This window comes from Streptomyces sp. NPDC048565, assembly GCF_040650935.1.
Taxonomy (GTDB): domain Bacteria; phylum Actinomycetota; class Actinomycetes; order Streptomycetales; family Streptomycetaceae; genus Streptomyces.
In genome coordinates, this window is record NZ_JBEZIH010000041.1 from 1 (window position 1) to 14,968 (window position 14,968).

Sequence of the window (14,968 nt, forward strand, 5' to 3'; positions counted from 1 at the left end):
CGCGGCGCCCCCCGCCGCCGCGGGCGCGGGCGGCGCCTGCGGCCCGGGCCGCAGGCCGCGCCCGGGCCGGGCTGCCGGCATCCTCCCGTGGCCGGAGGCGGCTTCGGTATCTTCCAGCAGCGGCTTCAGGCGTGCATGGAGTACCCGTCCCGCCTGTGCGGCCTCCTGCACCTCTGGTCCCGCCGCCACCAGTACGTGTACGGCGGCGACGAGTGCCGTGGTTGCGGGGCGGGGCGGGGCCGGATCGCGTCGAGCCGGACCGTCACGGATCCGTGCGCGGACTCGGCGATCCCGCGTGCGGCGGTAACCGCCTTCTCAGCCGTCTGATTCCGGCCCGTTCCAGCTCCCTGGCGCGCGGCCGGTCGGTGTCGTGATCACCCCCCAAAGCTTCACGCAACCTCCTTATAGTGGAGCCGCGTTGATCGTATGGCCGCAACGCAGCGAAGCCGTCTCCCAGGAGTCCGTACGATGACGACCCCCTCCTCCTTATCCGCCGCGTCCGCCTCCGGCGGCGGCTGCCCCTTGCACGCCTCCGACACCCCCGTGCCGCTCAGTGGGCCCGCGTTCCACACCGAGCCGCAGGCTTTGTACCGGAGCATGCGCCACTCCCACGGGCCCGTGGTGCCCGTCGAGCTCGCCGGCGGGTTCCCGGCGTGGCTGGTCGTCGGATACCGGGAGCTCCACCAGGTCACCAGCGACGGCGAGCTCTTCCCCAGGGACGTCGGGCTGTGGAACCAGTGGGAGCACATACCCGAGGACTGGCCGCTGCTCCCGATGGTCGGACGGCCCATGCCGTCCATCTACTTCACCGCTGGTGCCGAGCACCGGCGCCATTCCGAGCTGGTGGTACCGGCTCTGGAGGCCGCGGACCCGTTCGAGATCCGGGGGCACTGCGAACAACTGGCCGACCGGCTCGTCGACACCATCTGTGCCCAGGGCGCGGCCGACCTCGTCGCCGACTTCGCCGAGCCGCTGCCCGTGCTCGTCCTCGCCCGCCTCGTCGGCTTTCCCGACGCGGAGGGTACGGACATCGCCCGGGTTCTGAAGGACCTGGCGGACGGGGGACCCGGCGCTCAGGAGGCGTACGGCCGCTACGGCGAGCACATGCGGCGGCTGGTGGAGACCAAGCGGGCCGCGCCGGGCGAGGACGTCATCTCCCGGATGCTCGCCGACCCTGAGCCCTTCACGGACGAGGAGTACGCCCTCGACCTGATGGCCATCACCGCCGCAGGGCACCTCACCACCGCCGACTGGATCAGCAACTCGCTGCGGCTGATGCTCACCGAGGACGAGTTCGCCAGCTCACTCTCCGGCGGGCGGCGCAGTGTCGGCGACGCGATGAACGAGGTCCTCTGGGAGGAGGCCCCGACGCAGATCCTGGCCGGCCGCTGGGCGGTCCGCGACACCCAGCTCGGCGGCCGGACCATCCGCGCCGGGGACATGCTCCTGCTCGGCCTGGGCGCGGCCAACACCGACCCGCTGATCCGCCAGGAGGCGGTGTCCGGTGGTGCGGCTCAACAGGCGGGCAACGGAGCGCATCTGGCGTTCAGTCATGGGGAGTACCGCTGCCCCTTCCCGGCCCAGGAGATCGCGGAGACCATCGCCCGTACCGCGATCGAGGTCATCCTCGACCGGCTGCCCGACCTCGAACTCGCCGTACCCGCCCAGGATCTCGTCAGACGGCCGTCCGCCTTCCTGCGCGGCATGAACGCCCTGCCCGTCCGGTTCTCTCCCGCACACACGACTGGAGACCTGTTGTGAACTGCCCGTACGCGACCGTGGTGATCGACCCGATGGTCCAGGACCTCGACGGTGAGACAGAAGAGCTGCGGGCACACGTACCGCTCGCGCGCATCGAGCTGCTCGGCGTCCCGGCATGGACGGTCACCCGGCACGCCGAGGCGCGTCAACTCCTCGTCGACGCACGCCTGGTGAAGGACCTGGACGCCTGGAGTCTCTGGCAGAGCGGTGAGGTCACACACGACTGGCCGCTGATCGGCATGATCGACGCGGGGCGCTCCATGTTCACCGTGGACGGCGAGGAGCACCGCCGGCTGCGGACGAAGACCTCCCAGGCCCTCACCCCCCGTCGGCTGGAGGCGATCCGCCCGGCCATCGAGAAGTTCACCGAGGAACTGCTGGACGCACTCGCCGAACAGGGCGAGGACGGGGTCGTCGACCTCAAGGCGGTGTTCGCGCAGCCGCTCCCGATGAAGGTCGTCGGGCTGCTGATGGGGGTGGACGAGGCGCTGCACCCCATGCTGACCCGGCAGTACAAGGCGTTCTTCTCGATGCTCACCCCCCAGGAGGACCGGCTGGCTCTGCTGGCCGAGCTCGACGTCTTCTACGCCGAACTGGTGCGCGAGAAGACCGCCCACCCCACGGACGACCTCACCAGCGCGCTGATCCTCGCCGATGAGGGCGGGAAGCCGCTCACCGAGGAGGAGGTCGTCGGCAACCTCAAGGCGATGGTGGCCGCAGGGCACGAGACCACGATCGGGCTCGTCCTCAACGCCGTACGCGCCCTTCTCGCCCACCCCGACCAGCTGCGCAAGGTGCTGGACGGTGAGATCCCCTGGGAGACGGTGGTCGAGGAGACACTGCGCTGGGACACGCCCACCACCCATCTGCTGATGCGGTTCGCCACCGAGGACATCCAGGTCGGCGACCAGGTCGTAGCCAAGGGGGAGGGCGTGGTGATCTCCTACCGGGCCATCGGTCACGACGCCGCCCAGCACGGGGACGACGCCGCCTCCTTCGACATCACCCGGCCGACCCCCATCCGGCACATGACCTTCGGCCACGGGCCTCACATCTGCCCCGGCGCTGCGCTCTCCCGAGTCGAGGCGGGCATCGCGCTGCCCGCGCTGTTCGGGCGTTTCCCGGAGCTGAAGCTCGCCATCGCCGACGACGAGATCCGCAAGCTGCCGGTCATGACGCAGAACGACATGGAGGCCTTCCCCGTCCTGCTCCACGGCTGAGGAGCCAGGGAGCAGGTGGCAGGTGGCAGAAGGCACAGGCCACCACTACTACGACGGTGAGGACAGCGGCACCCCGAAGCTCGGCGTCAACCAGCTGAACCGGAGCAGCGGCTGGCCTGTCGCCTGCTGACCCTGCCCGGGGGCGGGCGAACGTGATGCCGGGAACCGGCAACCTTCAGGGAGGCCGCGGCGACTGCTGCACGGAACCCCACCTCTTCCCGACGAATGGATCAGGCCATGGCAGCCAGTCGACGACGACGCACCGCTCTCCACCCGGGCCCCCGCCGGGCGACCACGGCAGGATCCGCCGCGCTCCTGGCGGCCGCCTCGGTCTGGACCCTCGGGCAGGCGTCCGGTGCCGAAGCGGCATCCACCCTCACCGTCGCCCAGGACGGCAGCGGGCAGTACACCAGCGTGCAGGCGGCGGTCGACGCGATCCCCGCGGGCAACACCGAGCGGGTCGTCGTGTCCATCGAGGCGGGCACCTACCGCGAACTCGTCAAGATCCCCTCCACCAAGCAGAACGTCACCCTCCAGGGCGGCGGCTCCAGCCGTGACGACACCGTCATCGTCTACGACAACGCCTCCGGCACCCAGAAACCCGACGGCTCCGGCCCCTACGGGACCAGCGGCAGCGCCACCGTCGCGGCCGAGGCCGACGGATTCCAGGCCCGCGACCTCACGATCTCCAACGACTTCGACGAGGCCGCCCACCAGGACATGAACGATCGCCAGGCCGTGGCCCTGCGCACCGCGGCGGACCAGGTCCTCCTCGACTCCGTGACCGTCACCGGCGACCAGGACACGCTGCTCCTGGACACCGCCTCCAAGGAGACACTCGGCCGCGTCTACATGAAGGACTCCGATGTCGTCGGCAATGTCGACTTCATCTTCGGACGCGCCACCGCGGTGATCGACACCTCGGTCATCACGCTGAAGAAGCGGTGGGACGGCAGTTCAGCCGGATACGTCGCGGCACCCAGCACCGCCGCCGACCGCAAGGGATTCCTGATCACCGGATCGACCGTGGAAGGCGACGTCTCGGCGTCGTCCTTCCACCTCGGCCGCCCGTGGCACGCGGGCGGGGACGCCACCCTCGACCCGATGGCCACCTTCCGCGACACGGCACTCAGCTCCGCCGTCAGGTCCGAGCCGTGGACGGACATGAGCGGGTTCTCCTGGAAGGACGACCGCTTCGCCGAATACCGGAACACCGGGCCCGGATCCGGTTCGGCGAGCAGCGACCGGCCGCAGCTCAGCGACTCCGAGGCCGCGGAGCAGGAGACCGCCGACTGGCTGGCAGGATGGACACCTTCGGCGTCCTGAGTCCGGGGGCCGCCCCCGGTCGAAGCGCTTCGACTCCGCTCTGGACAGTCCCTGTGAGCGAGTCTAGGCTTCCCTGTGTCTGTGCATGTCGGAGTGCGAAGGAGAGCACAGCACGGCGCTGTCGAAGCGCTTCACTCGCTCTCCCCTCCGGTCGTCATCTGTAGGGGAGAAGCCGAATGGTCACGCTTGCCGAGGTCGCCCAGCACGCCGGAGTCTCCGCGAGCACGGTGTCCTACGTCCTCAGCGGCAAGCGCTCGATCTCGGCCTCCACCCGGGAGCGGGTGGAACACAGTATCCAGCAACTTGGCTACCACCCCAACGCCGGTGCGCGCGCCCTCGCCAGCAACAGGTCCAACATCATGGCGCTGATGGTGCCCCTGCGTACGGACATGTACGTGCCGGTGATGATGGAGATCGCCATAGCCGTCGCCACGAGCGCCCGCACGCACGGCTACGACGTCCTGCTGCTCACCGGCGAGGAGGGCCCGGCGGCCGTCCGGCGGATCGCGGGCAGTTCGCTGGCGGACGCGATGATCCTCATGGACGTCGAGCTGCACGACGAACGGCTGCCGCTGCTCCGCGACTCGGGCCGGACCGCCGTCCTCATTGGCCTGCCCGCCGACACCTCCGGACTGACCTGCGTGGACCTCGACTTCGAGGCCACCGGCGCGCTCTGTGTGGACCACCTCGCCGGCCTCGGCCACCGCGAGGTGGCGGTGATCGGCGAGGCACCCGCCGTCTACGAGCGGCACACCGGCTTCGCCGAGCGCACCGTGGACGGGATACGGGCCAAGGCACAGGAGACCGGGATGCGCATCCTGCACCGCCCCTGCGAGGGAGGGTACGCCGCGATGGCCGGCACCCTGGGCCGGATCTTCGACGAACGGCCGGGGACGACCGGCTTCATCGTCCAGAACGAGGCCGCCGTCGAGCCGCTGCTCAACCTCCTCCAACAGCAGGGGCGCGCCGTGCCGGAGGACGTGTCCGTGGTGGCCATCTGCCCCGAACAGGTGGCCACACAGGCGTCGGTGCGGCTCACGTCGGTGGCCATCCCGGCGCAGGAGATGGGGCGCAGGTCGGTGGAACAGGTGGTCGCGAAGCTCGCGGGCCGGGGGACGGACGAAGTCGAGCTGCTGGAACCGGTCCTGACGGCCCGTGCGAGCACGGGGCCCGTGGCGGGCTGAGTGTCGGGGTCGCGTTCACACCTCCGGGTGGTCCGTTCCGGTACACGTCCGGGTGGTCCGTTCCGGTACACGGCCGGGAAGGTTCGGACGTGTGTGTCACGGGTGGTCAACAGCCCCTGGGTTGAACCTGGTTGCTGATGATCCGACGTGATAACTTCACGATCGGTCATAAGGGTGGTACCGACTTGACGGGGGTGGTCGGTGATGGTGCACGGGCCGCTCGGGGTGGAGGAGCCGGACGGGGCGAGAGCACGGCTCATCGGGGTGCTGGTCGACTTCCTGTGCGTACAGGATTTCGTGACGGACCGGGACCAGTGTGCCCAGTTCATCGCCTTCGCCGCGGAACAGCTCGGCGCGGAGATCACCTATGCGCGCAAGAATCCGCGCACCGACATGCTGTCCTTCGTCAGGGACCTGATGAAGTACGAAACGGGCCTCGCGGCCCTGGCCTTCACCGTGGGCGTCATCGGCGGCCCCGAGTGCGCCGCTCAGCTCGCCGGGCTCCCGGGAGCGGCCCGGACCGAGGAGACGGCAGCGGGAGGCTCTCCCGACTTCGCGGACAGATCGGTGCGCGAGATCCATCGGCTGCTCGCCGATGTGCGACGCGTCGACGACGGCCGTCTGCATGCCCTGCTGAACCACGAGTTGGGCATCGACATCCCGTACGGCCAGACGCCTGCCCAGCGTTTCGACCACCTGTGCGGGATGAACACCCAGGCGGACGGGCTGCCCCCCGCGCTCGTACTGGTGGAGATCGCGGCGTTCCTCGAACAGCCGCCGTTGCGTGAGGGGCTCAGGGACTGGTCGGACGCATGGGCCCGTGAGGTCGGCGCGGACGTCGTGCAGGCGCTGGGGGAGCGCAGGCGTGCGATCGCGGCTCTGCCGACGGCCGATCCGGATGTGGCACGTTGCCTCGTTGTGATGGTGGAGCCCGCCGACGACAGTTCGGCCGATATCTACGTACGTCACTGGGTCAATGCCGCGCCAGGCTACTGGGAGCCGGTGGCCGGTGAGGTGCGTCCCACGACCGTCGACGGACTGGCGGCCGAGGTCGAGCGAGCGATCGGGCGAGGCCAGGAACGCTGGGCGGGCCTGCCCGTGACGGAGAGCGAACCGACGCCGCAGGTCGAGTTCGTGCTGCCGTTCTCCCTGATGAATCACGACATGGCCCGATTGGAGATGGGCACATGGAGCGGTGACCCACTGCCGATCAGCCTTCGCTATCACGTCCATCTGAGGTCGCTCGAACGCATGAGAGCCGCACAGAAGGACGGATATCTTCCTCTGTGGCGGGAACGCTGGACACAACTCAGGAACGCCGGTGTGGCCGAGTCCTACCGCTGGCACGGCGAGGAGGGGGAGCGGCTCGACCGCTGGCGTGCCAAGCTGATAGCGGACCCGGGCCTCACAGCGGTCATTCTTGACGTTCCCGCGTTGCCCGGTCTGGGTCTGGAAGCACTCGTCACGGCGATCGCTCAGGGGGTGGGCCTTGCAGCCTGGGACCGTAGGGCGGACAGCCCCGAGCTGTCGGGCGAGGTGTTGACGCTGCTGCTGGCGCACCCGCCCTCACAGATCCCGTCGAAGGTGAGCGCGCTGCGCAAGAAGGCCGAGGGCATGAATCGTGACAACTGGTCACTCGGAAAACACTTGGCGCTCTTATGGGATGATCCCAACCGCCTGATCGACTGCGAGGAGTTGACAGCATGACCGAGCAGGTCTCGGTAGCGCAGTCCGTCACGCCCCCCTCCTGGAGGGTGTTCCACGCAACGGGGCAGCCACCTGCCGGTGCCCCTCCGGAGCTGCCCCAGCCGCCGCCCTGGCGGGTGTTCTCCGGAAGCCCGGTACAGGACGATCCCCCCGACGACGCGCAGTCGGCGCTGCGCAGGCTCGGCACCGTCCAGGAGGGGCCGCAGTTACGCGAGGAGGAGATCAACGCGGTCAACGCCGCCCTCCTGCTGCGCCGCCCCCTTCTGATCACGGGCCCGCCCGGGGTCGGCAAGTCCACTCTGGCGTATCTGATCGCCCAGGAGCTGGGGCTCGGCAGGGTGCTCCCGTGGAGCATCGTGAGCCGCACCACGCTGCGCGGCGGTCTGTACGAGTACGACGCCATCGGGCGGGCCCAGGCCATCGCAGCCTGGCGCGCCGAGGGCGCGGCGGAGCCGGAGAGCGACCACGGAAGCGCCCCCGACCTGGGGGACTATGTGACGCTCGGCCCGCTGGGGACGGCTCTCCTGGCGTACGAGCGCCCCCGGGTACTGCTCGTCGACGAGCTGGACAAGAGCGACATCGACCTCCCCAACGATCTGCTCCATGTCCTGGAGAACGGCAGCTACGAGATCCCGGAACTGGTACGCGCAGGAGTGGCCGACGTGTCCGTCTTCACCGACGACCCCCGGGCACGGGCCGTCATCGAGGCGGGCCGGGTCGAGTGCGCCGAGTTCCCGGTCGTCGTGATCACGAGCAATGGTGAACGCGAGTTCCCGGCCGCCTTCCGGCGCCGCTGCCTGCCGCTGGAGATGCGCCCGCCCAGCCGTGAACAGCTGGTCTCCATCGTGGTCAGCCATCTGGGCCGGCGTCCCGAAGGTGTCGAGAACCTCGTGGACGACTTCGTGAGACGGCTGGAGGGCGGGGGCACCCAGTCCGTCGACCAGCTCCTGAACGCCGTGCAGCTCACCACCGCTCATGGATTCAGAGCGGACAGCGACGGGCTCAAGCTCCTCGAGACACTCCTGCGCGACCTCTCGAAAGGCCGCTGATGAACGGCTCGCCACGGGAACGCGCTCCGGACCCGGCGCCCGCGCCGAGCAGCGGAGACCTCCAGGAGACGGACGGCGAAGCGAGCTGGCAGGACCTCGCCGACGCCGTCTGGCTGTCGGCGGCATGGCACCGGGCCGGCCGAGGTGCGGAGGGCGCGACGGACCCGGCTCCGGACCCCCTGCCGGACGCCGGGACGGAGCTCGTCGACGGGGGCGTGACCCCTCCCGTCGATCAGGGAGTACCGGAGATCGTGCCCGCCGGAAGCAGCGGCGACGACCTTCGAGGCGCGGAGCTCAGCAGCGTCGAGGAGAGCAGGCAGGGAAGGCCCGAAGCGGTCCTGTCGCACGAGACGCGTCCCGCGCGTCCTGTGGCGCCGCTGCGTCTGGCCAAGGCCCTGCGTGGCCTCGGCCGACGGGTGCCGTCGCGCCACGAGAGCAAGCTCGACGAGGCGCGCACCGCGGAGAACGGTGTCATCGACGGTCTGTGGATCCCCTACCTCGACCCGGTGCAGGAGCGCGCCTTCGACCTGATGCTCCTCGTGGACAGAGCGCCCACCATGCCCGTGTGGGACAGCTCCCTGCGTCAACTGTCCGACGAGGCGGTGCGCAGCGGGGCCTTCCGGGACGTCCGTACGGTCGATGTCTCGCTGCCCGGTGGGCAGGCACCCGCGCTGCGCTGGCCGGGCGACCGTCGCGCCGACCCCGCCGAACTGCTGGACGGGCGCGGTTCGCGGCTGTTCCTCGTCGTGACCGACGGACTCGCGCCGGGCTGGGCGGAGGCCGGCGCCGACGAACTGCTGGGGAGGCTCGCCTCGTCGGGGCCCACGGCGCTGGTCCATCTGCTGCCCCCGTATCTGCGCCACCGGTCATCGGTCTACCCCTTCAGGGCCCGGCTCGACGCCGCCGGGTTCGGGGCGCTCAACCGCCGGGTCCTGTGCCGGCCGCCCGAGGGCGTACCCGAGCATGCTCATGGCCTGCCCGGCACGGGTGACGGATCCGTGGCCGTACCCGTCCTCAGCCTGCGTCCCGGTTCGTTCCGGGCGTGGGCCGATCTGGTCACCGGCGAACGCGGCGTACGCCGGGCGCTGCCGGTCGTGCTGGCCGGGGCGATGGCCAAGGGGGTGTCCGCCCCCGGGCTGCGGACACCACAGCTCGACGGGCCCCGTTCGGCGGCGGACGCCGTACGCAGATTCTTCTCGCTGGCCAGCCCCTTCGCACGGCAGCTCGCCGTCCTGCTCGCCGTGGCGCCGTTGCGTTTCGACGTCATCGAAGAGCTGCGGGACCGGGCCCTGCCCGAGACGCGGCCCGAGCATCTGTCCGAGGTCATGATGGGCGGTCTGATCGACTGGAACCGGGACGGCGAGGGCGGGCCCGACTTCGCCGACGGCATACGCGAAGCCCTGCTGGCCACCGGAAGCCGTTCCCAACTCGCCCGTGCGATCAGCCTGCTTGCTCAGTCACGGTCCGGCCGGGCCCAGGGCATCCGCCTGCGGGCGGCACTCGGCGACCCCGTGGGAGCGGCGCTCCCGGACCGGGAAGGGGGACCGGCGTGGCTCCGGATCGAGTTGGCGGTGCTGCGAGCCCTGGGCGGAATTCCCTACCGTCGGCGGGCCGCCCAGCTGAGTCACGTGATTTCGCGCGGCGCGGGAATGGCGACAAACGGGACAAAAGATGATAAAGAGGCACCTGATGTGAATGAGAACGGCCCCGCTTCCCCGTCGCAATCGACGGTTCCACCTGGAGGATCTGTGTCGCCGACGACACCACCCGTAGACACCGAGCCGGATGCCCGGAGGGTCGACGAGCGCACGCCCGCCACGGCGTCGGAGCTTCGGTTCGTCCGTACGGGCCAGCCCAAGATCATGGGCAACGTGCCGCCGAAGAACCCGAACTTCACGGGGCGTGAGAGTCTTCTTGCCGCTGTGGAACGGCAGTTGCGGGAGGACGAGACCACTGCCGTCCTTCCGCACGCGCTCCACGGCATGGGCGGTGTGGGGAAGTCGCAGATCGCGGTGGAGTACGTGTACCGCCACAGCGGCGAGTTCAACGTGATCTGGTGGATCCCATCGGAACAGGAGAACCTGATCCTCGGCGCCCTCGCCGACCTCGCCCGTAGCCTCGGACTCGAGGTGGGGCCGCAGGCCAACGCCGCGGTGCCCGCGGTGCGCGAGGCGCTCCGCACGGGTAAGCCGTTCGACAACTGGCTCCTGGTGTTCGACAACGCCGAGGACATCGAGGCCGTACGCTCCTACTTCCCCAACGGGGGCCCGGGGAAGATCATCGTCACCTCGCGCAACCGCGAGTGGGAACGTGTCGCCACCCCTCTCAGCGTCGACGTCTTCGACCGCGAGGAGAGCGTCGCACTCCTGCAGCGCCGCGCCCGTGGTCTCGCGACCGGAGACGCGGACCGGCTGGCCGCCGCGCTCGGCGACCTTCCCCTCGCGGTCGAGCAGGCGGGAGCCTGGCACGCCGCGACCGGGATGCCGGTGGACGAGTACCTCGGTCTGCTGGAGGAGCGCCGGCCCGAGATCCTGGATCTCACTCCGTCGCCCGACTACCCGGTGCCGGTCGCGGCGGTCTGGGACATCTCCCTCGGGCGCCTTTCGCAGGACAACCCCGCGGCACGGCAACTCCTGGAGATCTGCGCCTGCATGGCGCCGGAGCCCATCCCGCTCAACCTCTTCAGGGGCGGCCGTAACGTCGAGGTCACCCCTGAGCTGGACCCGGTCCTGCGCGACCCGCTGCTCCTGGCCCGCGCGACCCGGGACCTCAGCAAGCTGTCGCTGGTGAGGCTCGACCACAAGACCTCCACCTTGCAGATGCACCGGCTCATGCAGAACGTGATCGTGGCCAGGATGGATCCCGAGGAGCGGGCCAGGATGACGGGGGCCGCCCACCTGTTGCTCACCACGGCCAAGCCCGGCGCACCCGCCGCCCCCGACCAGTGGCCCGCCTACCAGGCGATCCTCCCGCATGTGATCGCGTCCGGAGCGGTGGAGAGCTCCGACGGGTGGGTCCGTGACCTGGTCTACGACATCGTGTTCTTCCTCTACTACTGGGGTGCGCACGAGTCGGGCGCCTCCCAGGCCCAGCTGGCCTGGTCCGCCTGGCGCGCCCAGTCCGGCGACGAGAACCTGCACGTCATCAGGATGACCAAGCTTCTCGGTTTCTATCTGCGTCTCCTCGGGCGCCCCGACGAGGCGATCACGCACAACGAGCGGGCGCTGGCGATCTCGCGTGGTGCGCAGATCCCCGAAGAGGAACTCGTCGACTCCATGTGGCAGATGGCGGGGGCGCTCAGGTACCGAGGGGACTTCCGGCAGGCGCGTGAACTGGCCGAAGAGGCGTTCACCCGGGCCAGCGACCTGTTCGGACCGGAGGACCCGACGACCTTGAGCGCGGCGCACGACTACGGTGTGACACTCCGGCTGAACGGGAAGTTCGTCCTGGCGCGGGAGATCGACGAGGAGACCGCACGGCAGCGCGAGCTGCTCTACGGGCCGGTGAACGGGCTCACGCTCAACACGCTGAACGGCCTGGCCATCGACATCCGTGAGGCGGGCGACTACGTGGGCGCCCGCGCACTCCAGGAGTCCAACTACCTGCGCTACGTCGCCAACTTCGGCGAGACGAACGCGGCGACCATCCGCGCGGCGCTGAACCTCGCAGTGTGCAGGCGCAGGGTCGGTGTGGTCGAGGGCGGATCGGAGCTGGCCGAGCAGACCCTCGAACGGTTCACCCGGCGCTACGGTCTGAACAACGCGGACGCGCTCTGCGCCGCGGTCCATGCCGCGGTCGAACGCCGGCTGAACGGGGACCTCGTCGGATCGAGGGAGCTGGGCGAACAGACCCTGTCCGCCTATCGCAAGGTGCTCGACGACCATCACCCCTACACCCAGTTCGCCCGGGTCAATCTCGCGGCGACACTGCGGGCGCAAGGTGACACTGACCGGGCGGAGGCGCTGGACGCCCTGGCGCTGGAACAGCTGGAGAACGTCCTGGGGACACGGCACATCAGCACCCTCACGGCGGCGATGTGCCGGGCCAACGACCATTACGCCCGGCTGGATTTCGCTCAGGCCCTGGCGGCGGACGCGGACCTGCTCCCCAAGCTCACGGAGGCCGCCGGGCCCGAGCATCCGCTGACGCTCGCCTGCACGGCGAATCTGGCGCTCGACCGGCGTGGACTCGGCGAGTCGGAGGAGGCCGACCGGCTCAACCAGGTGGCGGCGCAGGGACTTTCGCGCCTGCTGGGCGCCAACCACCCGTGGCACACCGCGGCCAGGCTCCACCAGCGCATCGAATGCGACATCACGCCGCTGCCGATGTGACGTCGCGGACGACCGGGTATCCGTCGGCCCTGCCCGCCGCGAACGCGGCGGCGGGCAGGGCCGCAGCGCACAGCAACGGGGGCGGGCACATGACCACGGTGGTCTTCATCCACGGCACAGGTGTGCGTGAACCGCACCTGGGCACGCTGCTCGTGCGGATCGCATCAGGTCTGGCCTCAACGGCTCCGGGCGCCCGTGTCCTCGCGTACGACTGGGGCGGACCGCACGGCGCCCGGCTCGCCGCGGGGGGCGTCAGCATCCCGGCGGCGCCCGGTGCCGGGACAGGCCGGAGCACCGGGGAGACCGACAGCCCCGACGACACGGAGGAGTGGGCCCGGTTGTACGCGGACCCGTCGGCCGAGCTCGCCACCGCTTCGGCAGGGGCGGGTACGCACATCACACCGCCAGGCGCGGCCTTCCCGGACGAACGCCCGAGGTCGCTCCTGCGTACGCTCGCGGCCCGGGGCGAGCCTCGGGCCGACGGGATCGGCCCCGGAGTCCGGGAAGCGGCCACCGAGCTCGCGCGCAGCCCCCTGCTCGGCCCCGCCGCCGATGCCCTGGACCAGGAGGCCCTGGCGTGGGTACTGGCCAGGGCGCTGACCGCCATGGTCGTCGCCGCCGGGCTCGCGGACGACACCCCCGTGCAGAGCGGCGGCGACGCCAGGGACGCGGCCGTCGCGGCCCTGGCCGAGCGACTGGGCGCCGCGCCGTCCGGAACCGACCGGGGCCCGCTGCTCCGGCTGGCGGGGAGGCCGCTCCTGCGGATCGGCTCCCGCTACGCCGTGCGACGGCGCCGCGCGCTCACCGACGCCGCGCACCCGGCCGCGGGTGACATCCTCAAATATCTCGCCCGGGGTGAGGGCATGCGCCGGGGTCTGCGTGACCTCGTGGCCGCACTGGAGCCACCCGTCGTCCTGCTCGGACACAGCCTCGGCGGCATCCTCTGCCTCGATACCCTGATATCCGGCCCGCTCCCCGGTGTCGAGCTCCTGATCACCGTCGGCTCGCAGGGGCCCTTCCTGTACGAGACAGGAGCGCTGCCCTCGCTCGCCCACCCCGATCCGCTGCCCGCTCATGTGCCGCCGTGGCTGAATCTCTACGATCGCCGCGACCTGCTCGGGTACGCCGCCGAACCGCTCTTCCCGGGCCGGTCCCAGGACATCGCCACCGACAGCAGGCAGCCCTTTCCCGTGGCGCACAGTGCCTACTGGACCGATCCGGCTGTCTACCGTGCGATCGGGGAGCGGCTGTCATGACCCGTGGACCCGTCCCGCCGGACCGCGTCTTCGCCCTGGTCGTCGGGATCGAGCAGTACGCCGCCGGGCCCGACTGGGACCTTCCGGGGCCTGCCCGGGACGCCCTTCGCTTCCGTGACTGGCTGCTGGCCAGGGGCGTGCCCGACACCCACATCCAGCTCCATCTCGCACCGCTGCCCGGGACAGCGCCCGACATACCGTTCCGCTCGGCCGACCACGACTCCCTGAGGCGTGCCTTCATCAGGGACGTACCGGAACGGGAGGACGAGGCGTTGTGGGTGTGGTGGGGCGGTCACGGCGTGCTGGACACCGACGAGAAGACGGCGCTCTACACCGCGGACGCCACTCTCACCGACCGGCGCGCCATCGACGTCGAGTCCGCGCTCACCCGGCTGAGGAGCGATGCGACGCCGGGCCTCGGTGTGCAGATGTGGATGGTCGACGCCTGCCGCACCTTCGACGAACAGCACCGCTTCCCGCAGTCCCCGTCCACCGAGCGCTTCCCCGCCGGGGCACGGGTCGCCGCACACGAGCAGAGCCTGATGCTCGCAGCCGGCCGCGGGCAGCGGGCGGGCAACGATCCGGATCGACGGCTCGGCCTGTTCTCGGACATCGTGCTGCGTGAGCTGCACGAGCGGGAGGACGATCCGCTGCCGGATCCGCTGCCCCTCTTCGAAGCGGTGAAGGCCAGGATGAGCGCCCTGCGGGAAGCGGGCCAGACGCTTCAGACCCCCTGTCTCCGGCTGGAGGCACCCGGGCACTCCGAACGCGTTCCGCCGGTCCCCCCGGCGGGCCGGGCGCTCACCGGCCGACCTGCGGGGGCTCCGACCGCGAGGGTGATCAGGGCGCTCATGGGGTACCCGCTGATGAACGACCGTGACGAACGGCAGGCTCTGGTCAACGAGTTGCCACCCTCCGTCGTCGCCCGGATGCCGAGGCACCCCATGCCGCGTACGGACGTGATCGGGATCTTCCGAGCCGTCAGATCGCAGCCGGAAGGGCTGTGGCAGCTGTACGAAGCGGTGACGCTGATCGACGACGAACCGGTGCGGGAAGCCGAACTCAAGGCAGCAATACAGGACTTCCTTGCTGAACCCGGGCCCGGGATGTGATCGGCTGGCGTGATCACACGGG

10 protein-coding genes are annotated in these 14,968 nt (G+C 70.5%); all 10 read left to right on the forward strand.

Going from position 1 to position 14,968, the window contains the following annotated elements:
• Positions 1–327 (forward strand): hypothetical protein (locus AB0C75_RS33780; RefSeq protein ID WP_362896007.1); only part of this gene is annotated, 327 nt, incomplete at its 5' end.
• A 141-nt stretch (positions 328–468) separates the two neighbouring features.
• The gene (locus AB0C75_RS33785) at positions 469–1,761 is read left to right on the forward strand and encodes a cytochrome P450 (protein WP_362896009.1); all 1,293 of its coding nucleotides are present in this window, start codon (positions 469–471) and stop codon (positions 1,759–1,761) included.
• 32 nt (positions 1,762–1,793) lie between these two features.
• The gene (locus tag AB0C75_RS33790) at positions 1,794–2,981 is read left to right on the forward strand and encodes a cytochrome P450 (protein ID WP_362896057.1); all 1,188 of its coding nucleotides are present in this window, start codon (positions 1,794–1,796) and stop codon (positions 2,979–2,981) included.
• Between the two features lie 237 nt (positions 2,982–3,218).
• On the forward strand, positions 3,219–4,307 hold the full coding sequence (locus AB0C75_RS33795) for a pectinesterase family protein (protein WP_362896011.1): 1,089 nt from the start codon (positions 3,219–3,221) through the stop codon (positions 4,305–4,307).
• Positions 4,308–4,483: 176 nt separating this feature from the next.
• Positions 4,484–5,491 carry a LacI family DNA-binding transcriptional regulator gene (locus AB0C75_RS33800; protein WP_362896013.1) on the forward strand — a complete coding sequence of 336 codons (1,008 nt, stop codon included), beginning with the start codon at positions 4,484–4,486 and terminating at the stop codon, positions 5,489–5,491.
• A gap of 204 nt (positions 5,492–5,695) precedes the next feature.
• Entirely contained in the window at positions 5,696–7,198 is a 1,503-nt protein-coding gene (locus AB0C75_RS33805) for a hypothetical protein (protein ID WP_362896015.1), read from the forward strand.
• Positions 7,195–8,247, forward strand: coding sequence for an AAA family ATPase (locus tag AB0C75_RS33810; RefSeq protein WP_362896017.1), 1,053 nt, complete (start codon positions 7,195–7,197; stop codon positions 8,245–8,247). The genes AB0C75_RS33805 and AB0C75_RS33810 overlap by 4 nt, the downstream gene beginning before the upstream one ends.
• On the forward strand, positions 8,247–12,578 hold the full coding sequence (fxsT, locus tag AB0C75_RS33815; protein WP_362896019.1) for an FxSxx-COOH system tetratricopeptide repeat protein: 4,332 nt from the start codon (positions 8,247–8,249) through the stop codon (positions 12,576–12,578). Before AB0C75_RS33810 ends, fxsT begins: the two co-directional genes overlap by 1 nt.
• Entirely contained in the window at positions 12,575–13,834 is a 1,260-nt protein-coding gene (locus AB0C75_RS33820; RefSeq protein WP_362896021.1) for a hypothetical protein, read from the forward strand. The genes fxsT and AB0C75_RS33820 overlap by 4 nt, the downstream gene beginning before the upstream one ends.
• Positions 13,831–14,946 (forward strand): caspase family protein, encoded by a 1,116-nt coding sequence (locus tag AB0C75_RS33825; RefSeq protein WP_362896023.1) that lies wholly within the window; start codon positions 13,831–13,833, stop codon positions 14,944–14,946. Before AB0C75_RS33820 ends, AB0C75_RS33825 begins: the two co-directional genes overlap by 4 nt.
• Positions 14,947–14,968: the final 22 nt, after the last annotated feature.